This window comes from Antarcticimicrobium sp. (genome assembly GCF_029212575.1).
Classification (GTDB): Bacteria; Pseudomonadota; Alphaproteobacteria; order Rhodobacterales; family Rhodobacteraceae; genus Antarcticimicrobium.
In genome coordinates this window covers 15,051-38,248 of sequence record NZ_JARGPK010000020.1, presented here as the reverse complement: position 1 = coordinate 38,248, position 23,198 = coordinate 15,051, and the positions used below count along the sequence as shown (strand labels likewise).

At 65.9% G+C, this 23,198-nt stretch carries 32 protein-coding genes; 14 read left to right on the top strand and 18 right to left on the bottom strand.

What is annotated here, in order from left to right; genetic code table 11:
• Positions 1-57: 57 nt before the first annotated feature.
• Positions 58-495: a DUF2867 domain-containing protein gene (locus P1U75_RS03855; RefSeq protein ID WP_300240034.1), complete on the bottom strand. Its 438-nt coding sequence runs from the start codon at positions 493-495 to the stop codon at positions 58-60.
• A 386-nt stretch (positions 496-881) separates the two neighbouring features.
• Between P1U75_RS03855 and P1U75_RS03850 the strand changes: the two genes are divergently transcribed.
• Positions 882-1,127, top strand: a complete 246-nt coding sequence (locus tag P1U75_RS03850) for an EF-hand domain-containing protein (protein WP_300240033.1) — start codon at positions 882-884, stop codon at positions 1,125-1,127.
• Between the two features lie 24 nt (positions 1,128-1,151).
• On the opposite strand, the gene P1U75_RS03845 is transcribed toward P1U75_RS03850, so the two are convergent.
• On the bottom strand, positions 1,152-1,541 hold the full coding sequence (locus tag P1U75_RS03845) for a hypothetical protein (RefSeq protein ID WP_300240030.1): 390 nt from the start codon (positions 1,539-1,541) through the stop codon (positions 1,152-1,154).
• 39 nt (positions 1,542-1,580) lie between these two features.
• On the bottom strand, positions 1,581-2,303 hold the full coding sequence (hisA, locus tag P1U75_RS03840) for a 1-(5-phosphoribosyl)-5-[(5-phosphoribosylamino)methylideneamino]imidazole-4-carboxamide isomerase (RefSeq protein ID WP_300240028.1): 723 nt from the start codon (positions 2,301-2,303) through the stop codon (positions 1,581-1,583).
• Positions 2,304-2,329: 26 nt separating this feature from the next.
• Between hisA and P1U75_RS03835 the strand changes: the two genes are divergently transcribed.
• From P1U75_RS03835 to P1U75_RS03825, 3 genes are all read left to right on the top strand, one after another.
• Positions 2,330-2,773 (top strand): DUF2147 domain-containing protein, encoded by a 444-nt coding sequence (locus tag P1U75_RS03835; RefSeq protein ID WP_300240025.1) that lies wholly within the window; start codon positions 2,330-2,332, stop codon positions 2,771-2,773.
• 254 nt (positions 2,774-3,027) lie between these two features.
• The gene (locus P1U75_RS03830) at positions 3,028-3,429 is read left to right on the top strand and encodes a DUF2147 domain-containing protein (protein WP_300240023.1); all 402 of its coding nucleotides are present in this window, start codon (positions 3,028-3,030) and stop codon (positions 3,427-3,429) included.
• 155 nt (positions 3,430-3,584) lie between these two features.
• Positions 3,585-3,980: a DUF2147 domain-containing protein gene (locus P1U75_RS03825; protein WP_300240060.1), complete on the top strand. Its 396-nt coding sequence runs from the start codon at positions 3,585-3,587 to the stop codon at positions 3,978-3,980.
• A gap of 21 nt (positions 3,981-4,001) precedes the next feature.
• On the opposite strand, the gene hisH is transcribed toward P1U75_RS03825, so the two are convergent.
• A complete protein-coding gene (hisH, locus tag P1U75_RS03820) occupies positions 4,002-4,640 on the bottom strand; it encodes an imidazole glycerol phosphate synthase subunit HisH (RefSeq protein WP_300240021.1) in 639 nt (212 codons plus the stop codon).
• 38 nt (positions 4,641-4,678) lie between these two features.
• Positions 4,679-5,266 carry an imidazoleglycerol-phosphate dehydratase HisB gene (hisB, locus tag P1U75_RS03815; RefSeq protein WP_300240019.1) on the bottom strand — a complete coding sequence of 196 codons (588 nt, stop codon included), beginning with the start codon at positions 5,264-5,266 and terminating at the stop codon, positions 4,679-4,681.
• Between the two features lie 113 nt (positions 5,267-5,379).
• Between hisB and P1U75_RS03810 the strand changes: the two genes are divergently transcribed.
• Both P1U75_RS03810 and P1U75_RS03805 read left to right on the top strand, forming a co-directional pair.
• Positions 5,380-6,591, top strand: coding sequence for a hypothetical protein (locus P1U75_RS03810; RefSeq protein WP_300240017.1), 1,212 nt, complete (start codon positions 5,380-5,382; stop codon positions 6,589-6,591).
• Positions 6,592-6,677: 86 nt separating this feature from the next.
• On the top strand, positions 6,678-6,917 hold the full coding sequence (locus tag P1U75_RS03805) for an Lrp/AsnC ligand binding domain-containing protein (protein ID WP_300240015.1): 240 nt from the start codon (positions 6,678-6,680) through the stop codon (positions 6,915-6,917).
• 21 nt (positions 6,918-6,938) lie between these two features.
• Here the strand turns inward: P1U75_RS03805 and P1U75_RS03800 are convergent, their stop codons facing one another.
• Positions 6,939-7,343, bottom strand: coding sequence for a hypothetical protein (locus P1U75_RS03800; RefSeq protein ID WP_300240012.1), 405 nt, complete (start codon positions 7,341-7,343; stop codon positions 6,939-6,941).
• An 11-nt stretch (positions 7,344-7,354) separates the two neighbouring features.
• Entirely contained in the window at positions 7,355-8,557 is a 1,203-nt protein-coding gene (locus tag P1U75_RS03795; RefSeq protein ID WP_300240010.1) for a pyridoxal phosphate-dependent aminotransferase, read from the bottom strand.
• A gap of 89 nt (positions 8,558-8,646) precedes the next feature.
• Here P1U75_RS03795 and P1U75_RS03790 point away from each other — a divergent pair, with 89 nt between their 5' ends.
• The 3 genes from P1U75_RS03790 (at position 8,647) to P1U75_RS03780 (ending at position 9,897) form a co-directional block, all read left to right on the top strand.
• The gene (locus P1U75_RS03790; RefSeq protein ID WP_300240008.1) at positions 8,647-9,054 is read left to right on the top strand and encodes a helix-turn-helix domain-containing protein; all 408 of its coding nucleotides are present in this window, start codon (positions 8,647-8,649) and stop codon (positions 9,052-9,054) included.
• Positions 9,051-9,308, top strand: a complete 258-nt coding sequence (locus tag P1U75_RS03785) for a succinate dehydrogenase assembly factor 2 (RefSeq protein ID WP_300240006.1) — start codon at positions 9,051-9,053, stop codon at positions 9,306-9,308. The genes P1U75_RS03790 and P1U75_RS03785 overlap by 4 nt, the downstream gene beginning before the upstream one ends.
• Positions 9,309-9,399: 91 nt before the next feature.
• Complete coding sequence (locus P1U75_RS03780; protein ID WP_300240004.1) at positions 9,400-9,897, top strand: winged helix DNA-binding protein; 498 nt, start codon at positions 9,400-9,402, stop codon at positions 9,895-9,897.
• Here the strand turns inward: P1U75_RS03780 and P1U75_RS03775 are convergent.
• The 5 genes from P1U75_RS03775 to P1U75_RS03755 all read right to left on the bottom strand — a co-directional run bounded on the left by P1U75_RS03775 (position 9,891) and on the right by P1U75_RS03755 (position 14,287).
• Complete coding sequence (locus tag P1U75_RS03775; protein ID WP_300240001.1) at positions 9,891-10,619, bottom strand: DUF1194 domain-containing protein; 729 nt, start codon at positions 10,617-10,619, stop codon at positions 9,891-9,893. The two genes, P1U75_RS03780 and P1U75_RS03775, sit on opposite strands and share 7 nt — an antisense overlap.
• Positions 10,616-11,335, bottom strand: a complete 720-nt coding sequence (locus tag P1U75_RS03770; protein WP_300239999.1) for a DUF1194 domain-containing protein — start codon at positions 11,333-11,335, stop codon at positions 10,616-10,618. The genes P1U75_RS03775 and P1U75_RS03770 overlap by 4 nt, the downstream gene beginning before the upstream one ends.
• Positions 11,329-11,757, bottom strand: a complete 429-nt coding sequence (locus tag P1U75_RS03765) for a VOC family protein (protein WP_300239997.1) — start codon at positions 11,755-11,757, stop codon at positions 11,329-11,331. The genes P1U75_RS03770 and P1U75_RS03765 overlap by 7 nt, the downstream gene beginning before the upstream one ends.
• A gap of 75 nt (positions 11,758-11,832) precedes the next feature.
• Positions 11,833-13,230: a surface lipoprotein assembly modifier gene (locus P1U75_RS03760; RefSeq protein WP_300239994.1), complete on the bottom strand. Its 1,398-nt coding sequence runs from the start codon at positions 13,228-13,230 to the stop codon at positions 11,833-11,835.
• Positions 13,231-13,240: 10 nt separating this feature from the next.
• Complete coding sequence (locus P1U75_RS03755) at positions 13,241-14,287, bottom strand: hypothetical protein (protein WP_300239992.1); 1,047 nt, start codon at positions 14,285-14,287, stop codon at positions 13,241-13,243.
• A gap of 200 nt (positions 14,288-14,487) precedes the next feature.
• Here P1U75_RS03755 and thyX point away from each other — a divergent pair, with 200 nt between their 5' ends.
• The 3 genes from thyX (at position 14,488) to P1U75_RS03740 (ending at position 17,202) form a co-directional block, all read left to right on the top strand.
• Positions 14,488-15,396: an FAD-dependent thymidylate synthase gene (thyX, locus tag P1U75_RS03750; protein WP_300239989.1), complete on the top strand. Its 909-nt coding sequence runs from the start codon at positions 14,488-14,490 to the stop codon at positions 15,394-15,396.
• On the top strand, positions 15,389-16,426 hold the full coding sequence (locus P1U75_RS03745; protein WP_300239987.1) for a hypothetical protein: 1,038 nt from the start codon (positions 15,389-15,391) through the stop codon (positions 16,424-16,426). The genes thyX and P1U75_RS03745 overlap by 8 nt, the downstream gene beginning before the upstream one ends.
• 314 nt (positions 16,427-16,740) lie before the next feature.
• Positions 16,741-17,202: a DUF1810 family protein gene (locus P1U75_RS03740; RefSeq protein WP_300239984.1), complete on the top strand. Its 462-nt coding sequence runs from the start codon at positions 16,741-16,743 to the stop codon at positions 17,200-17,202.
• A 2-nt stretch (positions 17,203-17,204) separates the two neighbouring features.
• Here the strand turns inward: P1U75_RS03740 and P1U75_RS03735 are convergent, their stop codons facing one another.
• Entirely contained in the window at positions 17,205-17,411 is a 207-nt protein-coding gene (locus P1U75_RS03735) for a cold-shock protein (protein ID WP_133361575.1), read from the bottom strand.
• Positions 17,412-17,630: 219 nt separating this feature from the next.
• Between P1U75_RS03735 and P1U75_RS03730 the strand changes: the two genes are divergently transcribed.
• Together P1U75_RS03730 and P1U75_RS03725 are read left to right on the top strand one after the other, a co-directional pair.
• Positions 17,631-17,948: an ArsC/Spx/MgsR family protein gene (locus P1U75_RS03730; protein WP_300239978.1), complete on the top strand. Its 318-nt coding sequence runs from the start codon at positions 17,631-17,633 to the stop codon at positions 17,946-17,948.
• A 39-nt stretch (positions 17,949-17,987) separates the two neighbouring features.
• Positions 17,988-18,356 (top strand): hypothetical protein, encoded by a 369-nt coding sequence (locus P1U75_RS03725; RefSeq protein WP_300239975.1) that lies wholly within the window; start codon positions 17,988-17,990, stop codon positions 18,354-18,356.
• A gap of 20 nt (positions 18,357-18,376) precedes the next feature.
• On the opposite strand, the gene P1U75_RS03720 is transcribed toward P1U75_RS03725, so the two are convergent.
• The 5 genes from P1U75_RS03720 to thrS form a co-directional block, all read right to left on the bottom strand.
• Positions 18,377-18,943, bottom strand: coding sequence for a DoxX family protein (locus P1U75_RS03720; RefSeq protein ID WP_300239972.1), 567 nt, complete (start codon positions 18,941-18,943; stop codon positions 18,377-18,379).
• Between the two features lie 4 nt (positions 18,944-18,947).
• A complete protein-coding gene (locus P1U75_RS03715; RefSeq protein ID WP_300239969.1) occupies positions 18,948-19,703 on the bottom strand; it encodes a DNA-binding domain-containing protein in 756 nt (251 codons plus the stop codon).
• Positions 19,700-20,557, bottom strand: coding sequence for a DUF692 domain-containing protein (locus P1U75_RS03710; RefSeq protein WP_300239967.1), 858 nt, complete (start codon positions 20,555-20,557; stop codon positions 19,700-19,702). Before P1U75_RS03710 ends, P1U75_RS03715 begins: the two co-directional genes overlap by 4 nt.
• A gap of 63 nt (positions 20,558-20,620) precedes the next feature.
• Positions 20,621-20,929, bottom strand: a complete 309-nt coding sequence (locus tag P1U75_RS03705; RefSeq protein WP_300239965.1) for a DUF2282 domain-containing protein — start codon at positions 20,927-20,929, stop codon at positions 20,621-20,623.
• 219 nt (positions 20,930-21,148) lie between these two features.
• Entirely contained in the window at positions 21,149-23,095 is a 1,947-nt protein-coding gene (gene thrS / locus P1U75_RS03700) for a threonine--tRNA ligase (protein ID WP_300239963.1), read from the bottom strand.
• Positions 23,096-23,198: the final 103 nt, after the last annotated feature.

The window sequence follows — 23,198 nt, the reverse complement described above, 5'->3', positions numbered from 1 at the left end:
CTTTGCCGCCTTCATAGCGCCGGGGGGGCAGGGGGGAAAGGGGGCAGCCAGCCCTACCTATCGGGCGGCGGCGATGCGGCGGATGGCGCTGCGCAGGATCAGCCGGTGGAACGGGGTGATCAGCGCGAGATAGGCCCGGCCAAGCGCGTTGTTGCGGTGCACCCAGGTGGCGATATGGACCGTGCCTTCGGATTTCAGCACGGTGATGCGGAAATCCAGGTGGCGGTCGTCCATGCCGACGATGAGTTCCTCGTCGCATTCATATTCCACCGGGAATCCGGTTCGGGCGTCGTCCGCGGCGGTCTTGAGGCCGAAGGGGCCCACCACCGCGTCGCGCAGGCGCAGGAGCGTGCGGACCCAGGCGGGCGAGCGCAGGGCGAAGTCGAGCGCCGCGCGCGGGGTGAGCGGGGTGCTCACGGTGTAATTGTCGAGGAAATCGCCCGGTTGCACGCGGCCCCAGATACGGGCGTGGCGGGGCAGGGGGACTGCGGTCATCGGGGGCCTCACGGGGGTGCTTGCGGGCGACAGGGGAGCACGATCCGCAGCGCCGGGCCAGTGGGTGGATCGCCTCAGGCGGGGGGTTTCCTGCCCAGCGGCGGCGGCCGGTTTCGGGCGGCGGGTCAATGGGGCGCCGCGGGCAGAGCGGGCGATGCGCCGGAAGTCGCGCGCAGCGGGTATGCGGGTCGGCAAAGATCCGATCACGGCATCCGCCGGGCGGCGGACCGCCCGGAATTTTTGGTTTTATGGCAATGTTTTGCCGGTGTTTTGGGCGGCCCTCGTTTTCCCTCTCGCGGAGAACGAAAAGCCGGCGTAGCGTCCGCTCACGACTCACCGGATGGTCCGGGAGTCGCGGACAAACTGACTATAAAAGGAGTGTTGTCATGAAGACGTTTGCCCTGAAATCGGTTGCCCTTGCCGCGCTGATCGCCAGCCCGCTGGCGGTACAGGCGCTGACAGCCGAGCAGGACGTTGACGGCAATGGCAGCTATTCGCTGGAAGAGCTGCAGGCAGCTGTTTCGGACATGACCGAAGACACCTTTGCCGAGATCGACGAGAACGGCGACGGCGAGGTGGACATGACGGAGGTGGAGACCGCGCAATCCGCGGGCCTGCTGCCCGAGAATTGATCCGCAGGTGACCGGCGACATGGATTACGCGCCGGTCCCGTCCCGGTCTGCCCGCGCCTGACGCGGCGGACCGGGCGCATCCTGGCCCCGCGGTATCGCGGGGTCAGGTTGGGGGCAGGCGCGGTGGGCCCGGCGGCGCAGGAAGGCCCGAACCAGCGCGAAGAGCCCCCAGAGCGCAGCCGAACCGATCACCACCGGGGCGAAGATCAGCGGCCCCCAGGCGGCCAGGAGGCCAAGGGTATAGGCGGCCTCGCCCCAGTCGGTCCCGGCGATCAGGCAGGGGGTGGCAAAGCCTTCGTGGATGGTGCAGCCGAAGCCATTGGCCAGCGTCAGCACGCCGGCGGCCGCCCAGAGCCAGATCAGGATCGGGCCGATCACCAGCAGCGCGAAGACAAGGTGGATCAGGCGGGCCATGCGGGCAGGCTAGCACGGATTGTCGGCGGAGGCGCCGCCCTAGCCGCGCAGCACCGTCAGCGCCTCTTTCAAGTCGATCGCCCTGTCATAGAGGGCCCGGCCCGAGATCGCGCCGTTCAGCGCCGCGCCGCAGTCGCGCAGGGCGACGAGGTCGGCGATGGAACTGACTCCTCCACTCGCGATCACCGGGATCGAGACGGCGCGGGCGAGTGCTGCGGTCGCCTCGACATTCGGGCCCTGCATGGCGCCGTCGCGCTGGATGTCGGTGTAGATGATGGCGGCGACGCCGGCATCCTCGAAGGAGCGGGCCAGATCGGTGGCGTTGACGTCGGTTTCCTCGGCCCAGCCCTTGGTCGCCACCATGCCGTTTCGCGCGTCGATGCCAACGGCGACCTGACCGGGAAAGGCGCGGGCGGCCTCGCGCACGAGGTCGGGGTTTTCGACCGCCACGGTGCCGAGGATGACGCGGGCCAGCCCCTTGGAAAGCCAGGCCTCGATGGTGGCCATGTCGCGGATGCCGCCGCCGAGCTGGGCGGGCACGTCGCAGGCCGCGAGGATCGCCTCGACCGCGGCGGCGTTGACCGGCGCGCCGGCAAAGGCGCCATTGAGATCGACCAGATGCAGCCAGTCGCAGCCGGCCGCGACAAAGGCGCGGGCCTGGGCGGCGGGGTCGTCGTTGAAGACGGTCGCCTTGTCCATGTCGCCGCGCAGGAGGCGCACGGCCTGTCCGTCCTTGAGGTCGATGGCGGGGTAGAGGATCATCGGCGGGCCTTTCGCGGTGTTCGGCTGTGGGGGATGGCGATTTTCGCGCCCTCATGCACCGACGCGCGGGAAATTGCAACGCGGCCCCGGGTCAGCCTTGCCAGACTCGGGCGTTCGGGCTCGCCGGTGCGGCGCTGGCTGCAGACCCGTTGGAGGGCAAATGGAAGACCGGCAAAGACAGAGGAGCCTACGCGTATATCGACATATCACCTTGCGGCGCTGCACTTTGTGGTGTGATTACGCGGACCTTCGGCAAATGGGGGGAGTTTCAGTCGAAAAACAAGGGTAAGGCGCTAATCATTGACATGGTGCCGCAGGGCGAAGGGCGCTACACGGGCAAGGTCTGGCGGCCCTCCAACGACAAAACCTTTGACGCCGAGATGGTGCTATCGGGCAACAGCGTTCTTGTCCGTGGCTGCGTTGCGGGTGGGTTATTTTGTTCGAAACGGACCTTTGAACGGTTAAACTGAGCCTCGGGCGCCTTTATGCCGAAAAGCGCGCGAGCGATTGAACGCCTTTTGCAAAATGGGGTCGGCCGGGTGTATCGCGTGGTCGATGGCGGGGTAGAGGATCATCGGCGGGCCTTTTGCGGTGTTCGGCTGCGGGGAATGGCGGTTTCCCGCGCCCTCATGCATTTGTGCGCGGGAAATTGCAACGCGGCCCCGGGTCAGCCTTGCCCGACTCGGGGCAGCGGGTCAGTGTAAGGCGAACAGGAGGATTTTCGATGCAACAGATTATCAAACCAATCATTTTGGGGGCCATTGCGGCCCTGGGGCTGGCCGGGGCGGCGCTGGCCGCCGATCCGCTGGAGGGCACCTGGAAGACCGAAGTGGATGACGGCTCATACGCGCATATCGACATCTCGCCCTGCGGCGATGCCTTTTGCGGGGTGATCGCGCAGAGCTTCAACGATTCGGGGCCCTATGTGTCCGAGAACCAGGGCAAGACGCTGGTGATCGGCATGGTGCCGCAGGGCGACGGGCATTACGCGGGCAAGGTCTGGCGCCCCTCGAACGACAAGATCTACATCGGCAAGATGGACCTCAAGGGCAACAGCCTGGCGCTGCGCGGCTGCGTCGCGGGCGGGCTGATCTGTTCGAAGCAGACCTGGAAACGTGTGAAATAGGGCGTCGGCGCCTTTGCGCCGAGGGGCGCGGGGGCGATGAAAATATTTTGCCGGAGGGGGCCGGACGCGTGTAATGTGCGTTCGGCTTTGTTCTGCCGGGCCGGGACAGACGGCAGATCGGGCCAGTGTCGCTGAAGGGAGTGATGTTGGTGCGAATGATCGAAAATCTGAAAATATACCTGACCGGCGCCTGCGTGGCGGTGATGCCGGCCCTGGCCGGGGCCGACACGCCGCTGGGCACCTGGCTGACGCCGCCGGACGCGAAAGGTATTGTCGCCCATATCGAGGCGCGGCCCTGCGGTGCTGCGGCCTGCGGGGTGATTGCGCGGACCTTTGACGGCCAGGGGCGCCGGGTGGAGACACCGAACCTCGGGGTGCGGGTGTTCTGGGACATGACCCCGGCGGGCACCGGGGTGTGGAAGGGGCATGCCTTCGTGCCCGCCCACAACCGCACCTACAAGGGCACCATGCAGGTGCGCGGCGACCGGATGACGGTCAAGGGCTGTCTGGGTCCGGTGTGCCAATCGCAGGTCTGGGCGCGGGTGAACTGACCCCGTCGCGGGGCGGACCGGTCAGGGCCGCCAGCGCAGGAAGTTGCCGATCAGCCGCAGCCCGGTCTGCTGGCTTTTCTCCGGGTGGAACTGGGTGCCCAGCATGGTGCCCTTTCCGATGATGGCGGTGACGTCGCCGCCGTAGTCCACATGCGCGAGCCGCTCTTGCGCCGCAAAGACGCGGAAGTGGTAGGAGTGCACGAAATAGGCGTGATCGCCGGTTTCGATCCCGTCGAGCACCGGGTGGGGATGGTCGATCACCAGATCGTTCCAGCCCATGTGCGGCACCTTGAGCGTGGGATCAGAGGGGGTGATCCTGACCACTTCGCCGCCGATCCAGTCAAGCCCCCGGGTATCCTCGTATTCGCGGCCCCAGGTCGCCATGAGCTGCATGCCGACGCAGATGCCGAGGAACGGGCGGCCGCGGGTCTCGACCGCCTCGACCAGCGCCTCGAACAGGCCGGACTGGCCGCGCAGCGCCTGCGCGCAGGCGGGAAAGGCACCGTCGCCGGGCAGCACCACGCGGTCGGCGCGGGCCACCACGTCGGCGTCGGCGGTCACCACCACGGTGCCGCCGCCGACCTCGCGCGCCATGCGCTGAAAGGCCTTTTCGGCAGAGTGCAGATTGCCGCTTTCATAGTCGATGATGGCGGTCAGCATGGTTTGCCTTCCTCGCAGATGGGGGGCGCCGGGTGCGCTCAGAGCGCGCCCTTGGTCGAGGGGATCGCGTCGGATTTGCGCGGGTCGGTCTCGACCGCCACGCGCAGGGCGCGGGCCACCGCTTTGAACGCGGCCTCGGCGATGTGGTGGCTGTTGAACCCGTGCAACTGGTCGACGTGCAGGGTGATGCCGCCGTGGGTGCTGAGCGCCTGGAAGAACTCGCGTACAAGCTCGGTGTCGAAACTGCCGATCTTGGGCGTCGGCAGATCCAGGTTCCACACCAGGAAAGGCCGACCGGAGAGATCGAGCGCGCAGCGCACCTGCGCGTCGTCCATCGGCAGGTGGCATTCGCCATAGCGCCGGATGCCTTTCTTGTCGCCCAGCGCCTGCGCCAGCGCCTGTCCCAGCGCGATGCCCACATCCTCGACCGTGTGGTGATCGTCGATGTGATAATCGCCCTTGGCGCGCACAGTCATGTCGATGAGTGAATGGCGCGCCAGTTGGTCGAGCATGTGGTCGAAGAATCCGACACCGGTTTCGTTGTCATACCGGCCGGTGCCGTCGAGGGTCAGTTCAACCGTGATATCGGTTTCCGCCGTCTTGCGGGAGATGCGGGCCTGTCGCATGGGGGCGCTCCTGTGATGCGCGCCCCTTATAGGCGCGCGGTCGGCCAAGGCCAAGAGTATGCAAGGCGGCAAAACCGCTTCCATTTCTGCCGCGATCCCGGTCATGATGGCGCATGAGATACCTTGCCGATACCGATGTGCTGGTCCGTGAGGGGGTGCTGAGCCCCGCGCAGGCCGATGAGATTGCCCGCCGCGCGCGCGAGGACATGATGGCATTTGCCGTCAATATCGTGCTGTTCGCCGGCATCCTCGCGGTGATCGGCGGCCTGGCGGCCTTTCTGGAGGATATGGCGCAGATCACGGCGCTGGGCGCGGTGGTCATGCTGGCCGGGGCGGTGGCGTTGCTGCGGGCGCCGGAGACCTATCGGCTGCTGTCGAACGCGACGGCGGTGATCGGGGCGGTGCTTTTGGTCGGCGGCGCGGTGGGCTGGGGCGTGCAGGCGAGTGGCAGCGCCGGTATCGCCGCGGTGCTGGGTCTGCCGATCGGGCTGGGGGCCTATGCGGTCTGGCGTCGGGGGCCGGGGCGGTTGCGGTTTCTGGCCGGATGGCTGACCTGTCTGGGCGTGGCGGCGCATCTGACCGGGATGCTGAGCGAGCCGTTGGGTGCATTTCTGGCGGGGGTGCCGCCGTGGATCCTGTATCACTATGCCGCCGCGGTGCTGATCCTGTGCGGCGTGGCGCTGGATATCCGGCTGGTCTCGGCGCTGTCGATCCCGATGTTGGCGGTCGCGCTGTCGTCGCGCAGTTTCTACCAGACCGGCACGTACGGCCTGGCAATCTATGAATCGACGCTGACGGTGCTGCAGATGGCGCTGCTGGCCGGGCTCTGCCTGTGGCTGATCCGCAGCCAGCCGGACCGGATCGGGCGGCATGCGGTGATTCTGGGGCGGTTGGCCTTTATCTGGATGAACATGGCGTTCTGGATCGGGTCGCTCTGGGGGGATCGGGTCGGATATCACCTTTGGGGGCCGCGCTGGTCGGATTTCAGCGCCGATCCCGGCTGGCGCGCAGATGACAGCGCTGTGGCAGCCTATGAGGCGGCGCGGGCGGCGTTTCAGGCCGATGCCACCGTGATCTCAAGCGATGCCTATGCGCTGGTCTGGGCCGTGGTGATCCTTGGCGTCGGGCTGTGGGCGGCGATGGCGACACGCCGCGCGGTGTTCAACACCGCCGTCACCTTTGGCGCAATCCACCTTTACACCCAGTATTTCGAACGGCTGGAGGCCGCGGCGGGGACGGTTGTCGTGGCCGGACTGATCGCCATCGCGCTGGCCTATGGGGCGTGGCGGCTGAACGGGTGGATACGCGACCGGGCGGCAGGATAGGCGCGGGGCAAGGGCCGGGCGGGGATTGCGCCCGACCCGCCGCCATGCCAGTTTGACGGCCAAACATCCCCCGAAGGTTTCCCCCCATGTCGACCTGCGTTTTCATCCAGATCCGTTGCAAGCCCGGCACCACTTACCGCGTGGCCGAGAAGATCGCGCTGCGCGAGATCCACTCCGAGCTTTATTCCACCAGCGGCGAATACGACCTGATGATGAAGCTCTACATCCCGGCCGACGCGGATGTGGGCAAGTACATCAACGATCACCTGCTGGATATCGACGGGATCGAACGGTCGCTGACCACGATGACCTTCAACGCGTTCTGATCCTGACGGCGCTGCGCCGGGTCAGTCCTTGTCGCTCTTGGTCAGGCGGTCGGCCTTCTTGCGCACCAGCACCGTGCGCAGGTCGTGCATGGCCAGCAGAAGCGCGTCCGTGACCGCCTCGAGCTGGGCCGCGCTGGCCCGGGTCTGGGCCCAGTGCGCGGTGAGGTTGAGGTGATCGACCGTGCGCAGGATGTCGTCGATGTCGCGCCGGGCCAGCACTTCGGACCGTTCGGCCATCCAGCCCTTGATATGCTCCAGGTCTTCCTCGCTCAGGCTGCGGTCGCCGTGCGGCTTGATCTCGCCGTTGCGGATGTTGATCGCGGCGATCTGGTCCATTTCGACGCGGCGGTCGCGGTTCTCGGTATCGACGCGAAAGACAAAGGCGCCGTTGTCGCGCACCCGGAAGTAGTATTTCGGCAGCTCCATTTCCGACCTCCTCAGCCCAGATCCGCGCAGAAGGCGGCGATGCGGGCGCAGGCCTCCTTCAGGTTTTCGTCCGAGGTGGCGTAGCTGATCCGGAAGTTGGGCGACAGGCCAAAGGCCGCGCCGAACACCACGGCGACGCCCTTGTCCTCCAGCAGCGCCTTGGCGAAACTCTCGTCGTTGTCGATCAGGGTGCCGCTGGGCGTGGTCTTGCCGATCAGCCCGGCGATGGAGGGGTAGACATAGAACGCCCCCTCGGGCGTCGGGCAGGTGATGCCGTCGATCGCGTTCAGCGCGGCGAGGACAAGGTCGCGGCGGTGTTTGAAGATGGCGTTGTTTGGCGCAAGGAAATCCTGCGGCCCGTTCAGCGCCTCCAGCGCCGCCCATTGGCTGATGGTGCAGGGGTTGGAGGTGGATTGCGACTGGATCTTGCGCATCGCGGCGATCAGATGCTCCGGGCCGCCGGCATAGCCGATGCGCCAGCCGGTCATGGCATAGGCCTTGGAGACCCCGTTGCAGGTCAGCGTGCGCTCGTAAAGTGCCGGTTCCACCTGCGCGGGGGTGCAGAATTCGAAACCGTCATAGGTGAGATGTTCGTACATGTCGTCGGTCATCACCCAGACATGCGGGTGACGCATGAGAACGTCAGTCAGCGCCTTGAGCTCTTCGCGGGTATAACCGGCGCCGGTGGGGTTCGAGGGCGAGTTGAAGATGAACCACTTTGTCCTGGGGGTGATCGCGGCCTCAAGCTGTTCCGGGGTCAGCTTGAAGCGGTTTTCCAGCGTGGTTTCCACCGGCACCGGGGTGCCCCCGGCCAGCAGCACCATGTCGGGGTAGCTGACCCAGTAGGGGGCGGGGATCACCACCTCGTCGCCCGGGTTCAGCGTGGCCATCAGCGCGTTGTAAAGGATCTGCTTGCCGCCGGTGCCGACGCTGATCTGTTTGGTCGTGTAGCTGAGGCCGTTCTCGCGCGCGAACTTGTCGCAGACCGCCTGTTTCAGCTCGGGCATGCCGTCGGGGGCGGTGTACTTGGTCTTGCCGGCGGCGATGGCCGCGACGGCGGCGTCCTTGATGGTCTGCGGCGTGTCGAAATCCGGCTCACCCGCGCCGAGGCCGATCACGTCCTGCCCGGCGGCCTTGAGTTCCTGCGCAAGGGTGCTGACCGCGACCGTCGGCGACGGTTTGACGCGAGAGAGGGTCGTGGACAGGAAACTCATGGCGGGCCTCGGTTTGTATGTTGTACCTGACTGTCATAGGGTGCGGCCGATTGGCGATCAACCCGCGCCGGATCACCGGAGAGAGAAGCATGAACGACACTGAAACCGATTGGTATGGACCGGAGGCGGCCACCTTCGGGGACCGGGTTGCCGGCGCCCGTGATGCGGCCGATATGACCCAGGCACAGCTGGCCCGGCGGCTGGGGGTCAAGAAGACCACCGTGCGCAGCTGGGAAGAGGATCTGTCGGAGCCGCGCGCCAACAAGCTGTCGATGATGGCCGGGCTTCTCAACGTGTCGATCATGTGGCTGCTGACCGGCGAGGGCGAGGGCACGGCCAGCCCGGCCGACGAGACCACCGAGGCGCAGGACCTGTCGGCGATCCTGGCCGAGCTGCGCGCGATCCGCTCGGAAATGCGGGCCAATTCCGAGCGCGCGGCGCGGTTGGAAAAACGGTTGCGGCTGATCGTGGAACAGGCAGAGCGGGCCGAGGCATGAGCGAGATGCGCGACATCCGTATCAAGCGGCTGAAGATGCGGTCCATGCGGCGCGGGATCAAGGAGATGGACCTGATCCTGCAGGCCTATGCCGAGCGCGAGCTCGCGGGCATGGCGCCGGAGACGCTGGACCTTTACGAGGCGCTGCTGGAGGAGAATGACCAGGATCTCTACAAGTGGGTGACCGGCCAGATCGAGACGCCGGCGCCCTATGGCCCGCTGGTGCAGGAGATCGCGGGAACCTTCCAGAGGTAGATCCGCCCCGCAAAAGATCCATCGAGATTTAACCGATTTTTGGCGATTTGCCGTCACCCTCCGACCAGAGCAGCTTGTGTCGGAGGGATGTATGAGTATGGAAATGCAGATGAGCCTGGCCTCGCGGCAGGGGTTCATGAACAGCTACCTGGAGGCGCTGGCGCTGGTCGAACGGTTGCACCGGTTGTTGCTGGACGTGATCAAGGACGAGTTCGAGCGGGTCGGCATCCTGGAGATAAACGCGGTGCAGGGGTTGCTCCTGTTCAACATCGGCGATCATGAGGTGACGGCGGGCGAATTGAAGAGCCGCGGTTATTACCAGGGCAGCAACGTCAGCTATAACCTGAAAAAGCTGGTGGACATGGGATACATGCACCACCAGCGCTGCGAGATTGACCGCCGCGCGGTGCGGGTGCGGCTGACACGCAGCGGGCGTGAGATCCGCGACGTGGTCGAGGCGCTGTTCCTGCGCCATGCCGAGGGGCTGGAGCAGAAGGGCGTGATGACGGCGGCGGGGGTGGAGGATATCACCGGCGCGCTGAAACGGGTCGAGCGCTATTGGACCGACCAGATCCGCTATATCTACTGAGCGGCGAGGGCGGAGAGCACGGGCAGCTCCAACTCGCGCAGGAGCTTGCGGGCCATCGCCTCGCCGTAGCCCTCGAACCCCAGGGCGGTTTCCACGAAGGCCCCTTGCCCCAGGATGACCCAGGCCCGGAAATAGGACGACAGCGCGCCGATATCGGCCTGACGCCGGTCGTCGCCGCGCGGGGCGTCGGCGCCGATGACCAGCGCGTTCAGCGTGATGCCCTGTGGCAGCAGCTCGGCCTTGACCGCGCGCGGGTGCGGTCCCTGATTGTGCCGTCCGTCGCCGGAGATATCCAGAGTCCGCCGCCAGCAGTCCGGCTGATCCGCCAGCAGGCGGGCGCCATGGCGCATCGCGGCGCCAAGCCCGGTGCCGGGGGGCGCGGGCCGGCGGGCGGTTGCGGCGAGACCGGCGGCGATGCGGGTGAGCGTGGCGCGGTCGGCGATCTCGGTCCAGTCCAGCAGCAGGCGCTGATAGCCCGGACCGCTCCACTCATAGACCGCCAGCCGCACCGGGGCGGCGGGCATCGACAGCAGGGCGCGGGACACCCGCGGATCGATCAGCGCGGCGGCGAGCCCGTCAAGCTGGAGCCGGTATTCGCGCGTATCGACCGAGCCGGAGACATCGAGCCCCAGCGCCAGCGCCTGCCGGCATTGCGCCACGGCGGGCTGGGCCAGGGCGAGCATCCCGGCCAGGCACGCGGCAAGGCGTAGGCGCCGCATCATCCCGGCCGGCCCGACGCGGGGCGGGGCAGGGCGCCGACCGCGCGCGGGCGCAACTCGCGCAGCAGCTTGCGGCGCATGGCGCGTTCGTAATCCTCGAACCCCTGCGCCACCTCAAGGAAGGCGCCGGGGCCGTGCAGCACGTGATCGCGGTACCAGGCGACCAGGTCGATCTCGGCGCCGTCGTCGGGGGCGCTGACCACCAGCCCGTTGACGGTGACCCCGGCAAAGGGAAACTCGGCATAGGCGGCGGCGGGCGGGAATCCTTCGTTGTTCTCGCCGTCGCCGGCCATGTCGAGGGTGCGAAACAGGCAATCGGGCCCGCGCGTCAGCAGCCCCGCGCCATGGCCCAGCGCATAGCCCATGGCAGTTGGAAATTCATTATGGCTGCGGCGGGAGCGGCCCAGCGTCTCGGCCAGCTCCAGCAGGTCGCGGCGGGTGTGGATCAACCGCCAGTCGGCGAGCAGGTGCTGATTGTAACGCCCGCTCCACTCATAGGCGGCGAGGGCGACGGGCAGGGGGCTGGCGAAGACCGCGCGCTCGACCGGGGCAGAGATCAGCGCGGCGGCCAGCCCGCCGCGCTGCAACGCGTCCTCTTGCGCATCAACCGAGCTGGAGACATCCAGCGCCAGCACCAGCGCCAGGCGGCATTCGGCCGCCGCCAGCGGCGCGGCGAGCCCCGCCGCCAGCGCCAGCGCGAGGGCCGCCGCCCTTACCAATGGCCGGCGCTCTCCATGCTGGCCCAGGGTTCGGCAGGGGCCAGGGCCTCGCCGTTCTGCAGCAGCTCGACCGAGATGTTGTCGGGCGAGCGGACAAAGGCCATGCGGCCGTCGCGCGGCGGGCGGTTGATGGTGACGCCGTTGTCCATCAGGTGCTGGCAGGTCGCGTAGATGTTATCGACGCCATAGGCGAGATGGCCGAAATGGCGGCTGTCGCTTGGCAGCCCGTCGTCGCCATCCCAGTTGTAGGTCAGCTCGATCGGGCAGTCGGGCTGCTCCGGCGGCGCCATGAAGATCAGCGAGAACCGGCCCGCGTCGCTGTCAAAGCGCCGGGTCTCTTTCAGGCCCAGCAGGTGATAGAAGGCCATGGATTTCTCCAGATCCTTCACCCGGACCATGGTGTGCAGGTATGTCAGCGCCATTTGAGCGGCTCCCCCCGTGTGTCATTTACGCGTTCAGTCTAATGCGGGGCGGCGGCTTGTCGAGCAGGCAGGGGATCAGAATGCCGACTGGATGCCGAAATTGACGCCCATGCGGTTGGCATCGTAGAGCGCGATGTTGCTGTCGGTGCGCGAGGCGGAGAGCTGCATCGTGGGGTTGAAGCCGTAGTAATCGATCTTGTCGAAGATCAGGGTCAGGTCGGCCTGCACGCGATCCTCCTGCCGGCCGTCCGGGCTGTGCGGCGAGACATCATAGCTGCGGTTGCGGGCCCAGAGGCCCATCTGGAGGGTGGCGCCGACCACGGGTTTGGCCAGCGTCAGTTGCGTCCGCAGCGCGATCTCGCGGTATTCGTCGGCGGCGGTGGGCGACTGGGAGGCGGCCAGCGTCGCGCCGGTCCAGAGCGTGGCGCCGTTCCGGATGCGGGTGGTGTAGGACAGATCGGCGCGCAGCGTGTCGCTGTCGCTGGTGGCGATGCCGAACTGGCGTTCGCCGGCCAGCCGCAGGTTGATCCGGTCGCCCGAGGCCAGGCGGTAGGATTGCCCGGCGGAGACCCTTGCGAAGCGGGCGTATTCGGCGCCGCCATACCAGCTCTGGCCACCGTCGAGGACGACGCGGTATTCGCCGCGGCCTTTGAGATTGAGCCCGCGGTGACCGTAGCCCAGCGTATAGGTGGCAAAGGCGAAATCGCTGCCTTTGGCGGTGGGGGCGATGGACTTGGCCTCGCCCGACAGCGTGTAGCTGCGCAGATCGGCGGTGAGGATCAGGTCATGCGCGCGCGCTTCGGTCTCGGCGAAGCGGTAGCGGGTGGTGACCCCGAGCGCGTATTCCACCCCCGAGAGCGCGCGGGCGGTGCCGCCCAATGCGTATTCCACCGGCTGGCCGAATAGCAGTTCCGACAGCTTGTAGTTGAGAATGGAGGAGCGTGCGGAAGAGCCGTTGTTGATGTTCGATTCCGGCGTGACCGAGAAGGAGAGCTGCGTCGACCAGGGGTTGCGTGCACGCACGTAGCGGAAATCGCCGATCGCCTTGCGCTCGGCGGCCTCGGTCGGGGCGTGCTGGACAGCGCGGCGCAGCCACCATTGCGCGCGGGTGCGATGGCCGTCGGAGCTGAGCGCCTGGGCCATCAGCAGCGAGGAGGCATATTTCTGCGCATCGTCCGCAGACAGCCGCCAAGCCGCGCGGGCCGAGGTCTTGGCCAGCGCGAACTGGCCGAGGTCGCGGGCGGCGCGGGAGCGCAGCATCAGCGCCGTGCGGTCGGCGGGATTGCGCCCCAGCAGCGCCTCGGAGAACCGCAGCGCGCGCGGCGCGTCACCGGTGCGCAGTGCCATCAGCGCGGCCAGGCGCAGCTGGTCGGGGGCAAGCTCCACCGGTGCCGCGCGCAGCGGCAGGGCCAGCGCCGCCAGCATCGACAGGCAGGCCAATGCGCGGATCGCACCGGTGCGGAGTGTGGGCATCGCCGCCGCCTCAGCGGTAGACGATGAAGCCGCTGGTATCGCGCACCGTGTCGGCGATCGGATCGACGCTGTTTTCCAGCACCACGACGCCGACGATCCGCTTGGCGTTGTTGCCCGAGACGATGGCATAGTAGTTGCCGGTCTCGAATTCCTGGATCGCGCCGGTGCTGTCGGTGTAATAGCTGCTGACCTCGCCCAGGATCTCGCCGTTGTCGTCCATCACGCCGGGCCCGACCTTGAAGGTCGCGGTGGGATAGCTGCGCAGGGTGATACCCTCGCTGGTCTCGATCCGCGTCAGCACGTTGGAGGTGATGTCGGCGCCGTCGATGTCGAAGATGCGGCGGTTGGTGATGACGCCCGAAACCGCATCCCCGCGCGAGCCTGTGGTTTCGTCGAAATCGTCGAAGTCGATGGCGATCTCGATATCGGCGGTGCTGTATTCCAGCCCGCCGGCGCCGTTGAAGTCGCGCAGGCCGGCCATCACGCCGTTGTAGATCGCCTGCCCGGTCGAGGGCAGGGTGACGTCGCCGTCGCGCTGGTAGATGAAGCCGCCGAAGCCGTAATCGACATAGGCGCCGGTGCGCACGATGGCGAACTTGTCCCTGCCGTTGCGGCTGACGCCATAGATCGCCCGGTGGCGAAACTGGGAAATCGGCTTGCTGCTGTCGGGATCGGTGGCCAGGTCGTCGGCCTCGTAGACGGCGTATTTGCTGGCCAGGCTGCTCACCTTGGTGCCGCGGGCATATTCGTTGTCGCCGTCGAAGGCGAGGTTGTTCACCGTGAAGGTGTCCTTGGCCGAGTCGTAGCTGATGTCGCTGGCATAGCCGTTTCCGGCATAGGCATCCTCCTCCGAGGTCGGCTCGCTGCGGTAGATTGCGCTGTCGGCGCCGGGCGAGGGGGTGCCGGGCGGCAGCGTACGGTCACTGTCGATCCCGGTGCCGGTATCTGTGCCCGTGTCGGTATCCGTGCCGGAGCCGCCTTCGGCGAAGGGGTTGGACCCGCCGCTGCACGCCGACAACGCCAACGCGGTCGCTGCCGCGATGAAAAATCTGCTCATGACTGCCTGCCTCAGATCGTTTTTGGATCAGCTTTTTTTCACAAGGTTCTGGAAACAGGGCGAAAAGTCAATGATCAATACACCCGGACGCGGCCGTGCCGGGTAAAAATGGCGCAAATGCAATACCGGATGTTGCGGTGGATGCGGGTTATTCTGCAATATGTGGGGGTCCGCGACTCATGTAGTGAAAGGAACCCGCCATGCCGCTGTCGCCCGAGCAAGAGGCCGAGATCGCCGAGCTGCGCGCCGCCCCGCAGCCCACCCTGCGCGCGGTGGCGCCGGGGATGGAGGATCATCTTTATACCGCCTATCCCGTTCTTGACCACGGGTTTGTGCGCGTCATCGACTACATGGGCGACGACGCGGCGATCTGCCAGGCCGCAAGGGTGTCCTACGGCAAGGGCACCAAATCGGTCAGCAATGACGAGGGGTTGATCCGCTATCTGATGCGGCACTGGCATTCGACCCCCTTCGAGATGTGCGAGATCAAGCTGCATGTGAAACTGCCGGTCTTCGTCGCCCGCCAGTGGATCCGTCACCGCACCGCCAACGTCAACGAATATTCGGCGCGCTACTCGATCCTCGACCGGGAGTTCTACATCCCGGCGCCGGAGCATGTGGCGGCGCAGTCCACCGTCAACAACCAGGGCCGGGGCGAGACGCTGGAGGGGGAGGAGGCCGCGCGGGTGCTGGAGATCCTCAAGGCCGACAGCGCCCGGGCCTATGACAATTACCAGGCGATGATCTCCGACGACGGCCAGCAGGGGCTGGCGCGCGAACTGGCGCGGATGAACCTGCCCGCCAACATCTATACCCAGTGGTACTGGAAGGTGGACCTGCACAACCTGTTCCACTTCCTGCGGCTGCGCGCCGATGCCCACGCGCAATACGAGATCCGCGTCTATGCCGACGAGATCTGCAAGATCGTGGCGGACTGGGTGCCGGCGGCCTATCGCGCCTTCGAGGATTACCGCCTGGGGGGTGCCACGCTGTCGGCCACCGCCCTTGATTGCATTCGCCGGATGGTGAAGGGTGAGGAGGTGAGCCAGGAAAGCTCCGGCCTGTCCAAGCGGGAATGGCGGGAGTTTATGGAGGTTTTGGATGGCTAGTGGCGAGCTGCAGAACGAAGATGTTCTTCAAGAGGCGATTGAGTCTTTGTCAAGGGTTCAAGAGTTTAATGTAGAGAGTCTAGAGCAGAAAACGCGGTTAGGTTCTGAAAATAGTTTCGAAGAAGTTCTCGAGCCTGCTCGCGCACTTTTGGGGATCTTCCAACAAATACCTTCGAGTACCCTGGAGCTTTTTCCAGACAATGAGCTGAACCAAATAAAGAGCATCTCGGATGCCGCGTATAACCTATTTTCTGAAATTTTGTCATTCAGCCTTTCCGAGGGAGATGTAGAAAACCGAAGAAAAGCATTAATAGACAAAGTGCGTTCTCAGATACAGCCAGCATTCACCAAACTACACTCGCTGGTATCTTTCGCAATGGCAAAAACGGTAGATTTCGCCAATTTAGAACGACAAGCGCGTGGCACCATCCAAGCGATTAGAGATCAAACTGATCGCATTTTGGCGGAACTTGAAGAGAATAAGCAGCAAGCTGAACTGGCTCTTGATGCAGCTCAAAAGGCTGCCGCTGAGCAAGGGGTTGTCCAGCAGGCCAAGTATTTTAAAGAAGAAGCTGATACGCATGAAGCTCTGGCTGAATTTTGGCGAAAGTGGACCTTGTGGACGGCTGCAGGCGTTGGTGTGTACGGAGCATTGACGCTGTTTATTCATAAATGGAGTTGGCTGGCCCCTAAATCCAGCTTCGAAACATTTCAGGTAATAACGGCGAAATTGCTGGTTTTCTTTGTTCTGACTTTTCTTCTCTTCTTATGCTCAAAGAACTTTCTGTCTAATAGGCATAATGCGATAGTAAATCGACATAGACAGAATGCGTTGATGACATATCGAGCGTTGGTGGAGGCCAGTGGAACACCTGAAGCGCGCGATACTGTTTTGTCTCACGCTGCGGCTGCCATTTTCCAGTTGCATGATACTGGATATGTCAAGGCGGGCGACAACTCCGGAGCTTCTACTAACAACATCGTGGAAATGCTACCACGAAGCACTTTACCGATCTCGACGGGACAGTAAGAACTGTTCTTGTCGTTTTATGAGGTTTCATCCGAAAAAATAACACATGCCTGACGCATATGTTGTGCCTCCCGAACCCCCACACCCCAACCCCAGCCAGCGCCGGACCGGGGGCTGGCGCTGCCCCCTCTGATCGGCGCGCTTTATCCCGGCCGGGTTCGGACTCCCTCTTATCGGAGCGCTGAGATTGGCAGAGCGCCAGACCGCGGGACCGGTCCGGCGCTGGCGCGGCGGCCTGCGGCCTTGATTCCGCGCTCGGGCTTCGGTCCGAGGAGCTGCTTTTGACGTGGCGGGCTTTGCGCTACACTCCCCTCATGCCCGATCTCTCCCGCTTCCATCAGGCCCAGTCCACCACCTATGACACCGCGCTGGCGGAGCTTGCCGCCGGGGCAAAGGCCGCCCACTGGATGTGGTTCGTCTTTCCCCAGTTGCGCGGGCTGGGGCGGTCGGCCACGGCGCAGTATTACGGGCTGGCGGATCTGGCCGAGGCGCGTGCCTTTCTTGCCGATCCGGTGCTCGGCCCGCGGCTGACCGCCTGCGCCCGCGCCCTGCTGGGCCATGCGGGCACCGCGCCCGAGGCGATCCTCGGGCCGGTGGATGCGATGAAGCTGCGCTCCTCGGCCACCCTCTTTGAGGCCGCCGACGGCGGGCCGGAATTTGCCGCCCTGCTCGAGACCTTTCACGGCGGGCGGCGCTGTGCGCGGACGCAGGAGCTGCTGCGCGCGGCCCAGGGCCCGCCCCGGCGCGGGGCCGGGAGGGGCGGAATGCGTGTCTGAATTTAGAGGGGTTTCAGATCCGCGGCCATCTGTCGGCCGTCCCGTCCATCCTGCAATTCGTAGGCCACTTTCTGATTGTCGGCCAGCCCGGTCAGCCCGGATCGCTCGACGGCCGAGATGTGCACGAACACATCCTTGCCGCCATCGTCCGGCGCGATGAAGCCATAACCCTTGGTGGTATTGAACCATTTCACGGTGCCACTCGGCATGTCCCGTGTCTCCTTCTGACTTGCACTTGTCCCCGCGCGCCGCATCTGCGCGGGGGCGCGGCCGGTCTCAACGCAGTACCGGCATATGGTGTCATAGGCGGGTGTCCGATCGGCGGCGGCGCGGCCTCAGGATTGCACGGCCAATGTAAAAATCAAGAAAAAGGGGGTGATTTTCCGCCGCGCGCCGGATATTTCGGCAGGCGGGCAAGGGGGCGAGAGATGATCCTTTACGGGCTGAAAACCTGCGATACCTGCCGTAAGGCGTTGAAATCCCTTCCGGATGCGGCGTTCGTCGATCTCCGTGCCGAGGCGGTGCCGGAGGCGGTGCTTCGCGCGGCCTACGCGCAGTTCGGGGCAAAGCTGCTCAACACCCGCTCGACCACCTGGCGGGGTCTGAGCGAGTCGGAGCGCGCCGGCGACCCGCTGGAGTTGCTCACCGCGCACCCGGCCTTGATGAAGCGGCCGCTGATCGACGCGGGCGGCACGCTCAGCCTCGGCTGGGGGCCGGAGGTGCGCGCGGGGCTTGGCGTTGACTGAGCTTGCGCTTATGTCGGGGCAAACGACAGGAGAGACCAGATGCGCAACGCGGCCCTTGTCCTGGGTCTGATCGGCGGGATCGTCGGCATGATCGTGGGCTTTTTCAGCTATGGCTACACCCAGGCGGTGGAGCATTTCGGTGAGATCGAGGGGCTGGCCGAACAGGTCGCCCGCGTCGAGGTGATCCGCACCGCCTCGCTGTTGTCGCCGCTGCTGGCGATCGCCGGGGGCGCGATGGCGCGGGCCCGGGCGCTCTGGGGCGGGGTGTTGATGCTGCTGTCGACGGCGGGGATGTATTACGCCTTTGGCTTCAACGTCTTCACCATGTTCCCGATTGCCTTCGTCGGTCTGGGCGGGGTGCTGGCGCTGGCCGCCGGCAAACCCGACGAGCCCAAGGCGCATTTCTAGGGCGCGCCGGAAAGGGGCGGTCAGGCCATGGCCGGAACAGCGCGCTGCCGCAGCAGCGCGTCGAGCGAGACGGCGCCGGCGCCCCGGACCACCAGGTAGGCCAGGGTGAAGCCCCAGAACAGCCGCTGGTCGAGGATCACGCCGTCCGGAAACCGGTCGAACCAGGCGCCGATGGTGGCGGCGTCGCTTTGCCCGTGGCCGTAGATGTCGGTCAGCGATTGCAGCGTGACGAAACCGATCATGCCCAGCGCGGCGAGCCTAGTGGCCAGCCCCAGCACGATCAGCGCCGGCAGCAGGAATTCGGCCCAGGTGCCGGCGACCACCATCAGCCAGTGCAGGATCGAGAGCTGGCCGGCGTCATAGCCCGCCGCCTCCAACTGCTGCGGAAAGATCTGCGCATAGGCCCCGACCGAGGGGCGGAACAGGCCGAGCACGCCATCGCCCAGCTTGGTCGACGCCGAGTTCCAGTAATAGACAAGCAGCGTGGCGGCGAAGGTGAGGCGCGCCAGCAGCGGCAACAGCCATGTGCCGGCGGAGCGGTCGAGCGCGTCGAAAACCATGTTGTGGAGCCGGAGCAGCGCCTGCATCGGGTTATCCTTTCAGCGTCAGTTGGGTGATCGCGCCGCCCTGGATCAGCAGGGTCAGCGGGGCGGCGGGATCGAAGTCGGGCTCATCGGCGCGGGCGTCGTCGTCGGCCGCCGACCAGGTTTCGCCGGCCATAAGGGCTGCGATCCAGGCCGCCGCGCCGGGGGGCAGGGGGTGCGGTGCGGGATCGAAGTCCGGGCGGGTGATCAGCACGTCCTGCGCCACCGCACGCGGTTTCGGCGCGTCGGGCTCGGTGTTGAAACGCCAGATGTCGTAGATTGGCCAGGGCGAGCGCAACAGGGTGGCGGCGGGGGCGAAGCCGAGGCGCGCGCCGAGCAGATCCTCGGGCGCAACCTGCGCCAGGCGAACCGGGTCGAGGGGGGCGGCATCGGCGGCGTGGTAGGCGCGCCGCAGCGCCAGTTCGAGCCGGGCGACATCGGGCAGGTAGCCCAGGTGAGACAGCTGTTCGAGCCCGGCGAGGAACTCCGGGAAGCCGTCGCCATAGTGCATCATCAGGGGCGATTGCGGCGGGTGCGCGCGCAGGAACATCCCGGCAAGCCCGTCCATGTTGGTCTTGCCCAGCAGGCGGGCGATCACCGGGAACCCCTCGTGCAGCGCCTCGGTCAGCGAGACGGCGACGTTGTTGCGATAGACGTCGAAGCGGCGGCCGGCGGGGCGTGCCGCACCATCGTGCAACCCTTCGGGGGCCGGCAGGCGCGCGTCGATCAGTGCGGCGCGGAACTCGGACTGGGTGACCCTCATGCGGGCACCTGTTGCAGCGCGGCGTGGGCGCGGGCGGCCTCACCCTCCAGCACCGGCCAGTCGGGCACGTCGGTGTCCCATTCGATCAGCACCGGGCGCGGGCCGGAACGGGCCAGGGTGTAATCGAGCAGCGCCCAGACCGGGTCGGCGACCGCGCGCCCGTGACTGTCGATCAGGAGCGGCGCGCCGTGGTCGTCGGATTGTTCGTCGTGCCCGCCGAGGTGAATCTCGCCCACCGCAGCGAGCGGAAAGGCGTCGATATAGCCCTGCGGCGAGAACCCCAGGTTGGTGGCCGAGACAAAAACGTTGTTGACGTCCAGCAGCAGCCCGCAGCCGGTGCGGCGGGCGATTTCGGCCAGGAAATCGGGCTCGGCCCAGGTGCTTTCGGCGAAGGCGAGGTAGCTGGAGGGGTTTTCCAGCAGCATGCGGCGGCCCAGTGCGGTTTGGACCTGGTCGATGTGCTCGACGACACGCGCCAGCGTGGTGTCGGTATAGGGCAGGGGAAGCAGGTCGTTCAGAAAGGCGCTGTCGTGGGTGGACCAGGCCAGGTGTTCGGAAAAGCTGGCCGGGTTCAGCCAGTCACACAGGTGCTTAAGTCGCGCCAGGTGATCGGGATCGAGCGCCCCCTCGCCGCCGATCGACAGGCCGACGCCATGTACGGAAATCGCGAAGCGCTCGGCCAGGTGGCGCAGTTGCGCCATCGGTCGGCCGCCATCGCCCATGTAGTTCTCGGCGTGGATCTCCAGCCAGCCCACCGCACCGGGGTCGGCGGCCAAGGCCGCGAAATGCTGCGGCTTGTAGCCCACGCCGGCGGCATGGGGCAGGCGCGAGGGGCGGGCGGTCTGGTCCAGCATGGGGAGTCTCCTGCGGGAAAGGAAACCGGGCGGCGCGACGGCGCGCACCGCCCGGAATAGAGCTCAGGAGGCCGGTATGTCGCGCTCCAGCGGTTCCAGCGAGCCCATGCGCGCGGAGCCGTCGGCCATCGCGGGCAGTTCCATCGCGGTACAGGTGCCCTCGTCGACCAGTTTCCAGGAGTTGCCCTGGTAATCGACCTTGGAGGTGCCGGCGCAGGTGGTGCCGGGTCCGGCGGCGCAGTCGTTCTGACCGGCCATCGACACGCCATAGCATTTTTCCTTGGCCTGGGCTGAGGCGCTGGGGCTGGTGGCCGCAGTCATGGCCGCGGCGACGGCGCCGGCAACGGCAAGGGTTTTGATGGTGGTGTTCATTGCGAGTCTCCTCTGTTTCACGCAAGTGGGGTCCAAGTCGTGGGAAGACTGTAGCGCGCGGATGGCGCTGCGGTGAATTCACGTCGGCGTGGGTCACGCCCGCGTCAGAGCATGTGACCGAAACGGACTTTTCAGGCGCTGGAAACCGTGGAAATCCCCGAAAATACTGCGCCCCGACCCATTTTCTTGGGCCGGGGCGCGGGATCGAGGCGGGAAATGTTACAGAAGATCGGGCGGGGTCGCCTCGCGCCCGAGGGCCTTTGTAACATCTTCGAGCGATTGAACTCTGGTCTGCTTCTCGCCCAGGCGACGGAGCGAAACCGTGCGCTCCTCGACCTCGCGGTGACCGATGGCGAGGATCACCGGCACCTTGCCCACGGAATGCTCGCGGACCTTGTAGTTGATCTTCTCGTTGCGGATGTCGGCCTCGGCGCGGACACCGGCGGCCTGCAGTTGCGCCACCACCTCGCGCACGTAATCGTCCGCCTCCGAGGTGATCGAGGCGACCACGACCTGACGTGGCGCCAGCCAGAAAGGCAGCTTGCCGGCGTGTTCCTCGATCAGGATGCCGATGAAGCGTTCGAAACTGCCCAGTGTGGCGCGGTGCAGCATGACCGGGCGGTGCTTGGCCCCGTCGGCGCCGATATAGGTGGCGTCCAGCCGTTCGGGCAGGACGAAATCCACCTGCAGCGTGCCGCATTGCCAGTCGCGCCCGATGGCATCGGTCAGCACGAACTCCAGCTTGGGCCCGTAAAAGGCGCCTTCGCCCGGGTTCAGCTCGATGTCATTGGTGATCTTGCGGGTGGCCGAGAGCAGAGCCTCCTCGGCGCGGTCCCAGACCTCGTCCGAACCCGCCCGCATGTCGGGGCGGTCAGAGAACTTGATCTTGTAGCTGGGAAAGCCGAGATCGCTGTAGATGCCGCTGAGGAAATTGATGAACTTCTCGGTTTCCGAGGCGATCTGATCCTCTTCGCAGAAGATATGCGCATCGTCCTGGGTAAAGCCGCGCACGCGCATGATCCCGTGCAGCGCACCCGAAGGTTCATAGCGGTTGCACGACCCGAATTCGGCCATGCGCAGGGGCAGGTCGCGGTAGGATTTCAGCCCCCGCTTGAAGATCTCCACGTGGCAGGGGCAGTTCATCGGTTTCAGCGCATTGACCGATTTCTCGCGCGCGTGTTCCTCGTCGACCTCGACGATGAACATGTGCTCCTGGTACTTCTCCCAGTGGCCCGAGGCTTCCCACAGCTTGCGGTCGACCACCTGCGGGGTGTTCACCTCGACATAGCCGCCGCGTTTCTGCTGGCGGCGCATGTAATCCTGCAGGGTGGTGTAGACGGTCCAGCCGTTGGGGTGCCAGAACACCTGGCCGGGGGCCTCTTCCTGCATGTGAAAGAGGTCCATTTCGCGGCCCAGCTTGCGGTGGTCGCGCTTGGCGGCCTCCTCCAGCATGTGCAGGTGCGCCTTGAGCTTTTCCTTGTTCTGGAAGGCCACGCCGTAGATCCGTTGCAGCATCGCGCGGTTGCTGTCGCCGCGCCAGTAGGCGCCGGCGATGCTCATCAGCTTGAAGGCGTCGCCGGGCACCTGGCCGGTGTTCTGCAGGTGCGGGCCGCGGCAGAGATCCTGCCAGTGGCCGTGCCAGTACATGCGCAGCGGCTCGTTGCCGGGGATCGCCTCGACCAGCTCGACCTTATAGGGCTCGTTGTTGGCGTTGTAATACTCGATGGCGCGGGCGCGTTCCCAGATCTCGGTGGTGACCGGGTCGCGGCGGTTGATGATTTCCTTCATCTTCTTTTCGATTGCGCCCAGATCCTCGGGCGTAAAGGGCTCTTCCCGGTCGAAATCATAGTACCAGCCGTTCTCGATCACCGGGCCGATGGTGACCTTGGTGGCCGGCCAGATTTCCTGCACGGCGCGGGCCATGATATGGGCCAGGTCGTGGCGGATCAGTTCCAGCGCCTGCGGCTCGTCCTTCATGGTGTGGATGGCGATCTCGGCGTCGGCCTCGATGGGCCATTGCAGATCCCAGTGCCGGCCGTTGACCGTGGCGCTGATCGCCTTCTTGGCCAGCGAGGTCGAGATGTCGGCAGCGACCTGCGCGGGCGTGATGCCGGCGTCGACCTTGCGCGCATTGCCATCGGGAAAGGTGAGTGAGATCTGGGCCATGTCTGGCACTCCTCGTCGGTTTGGCGCCCACGGAACGCCCGGTTGCGGGTTATGGTGTGACGCTCATTTGGCAGGCAGCCGGGGGCAAGTCAAGCGGCAGACG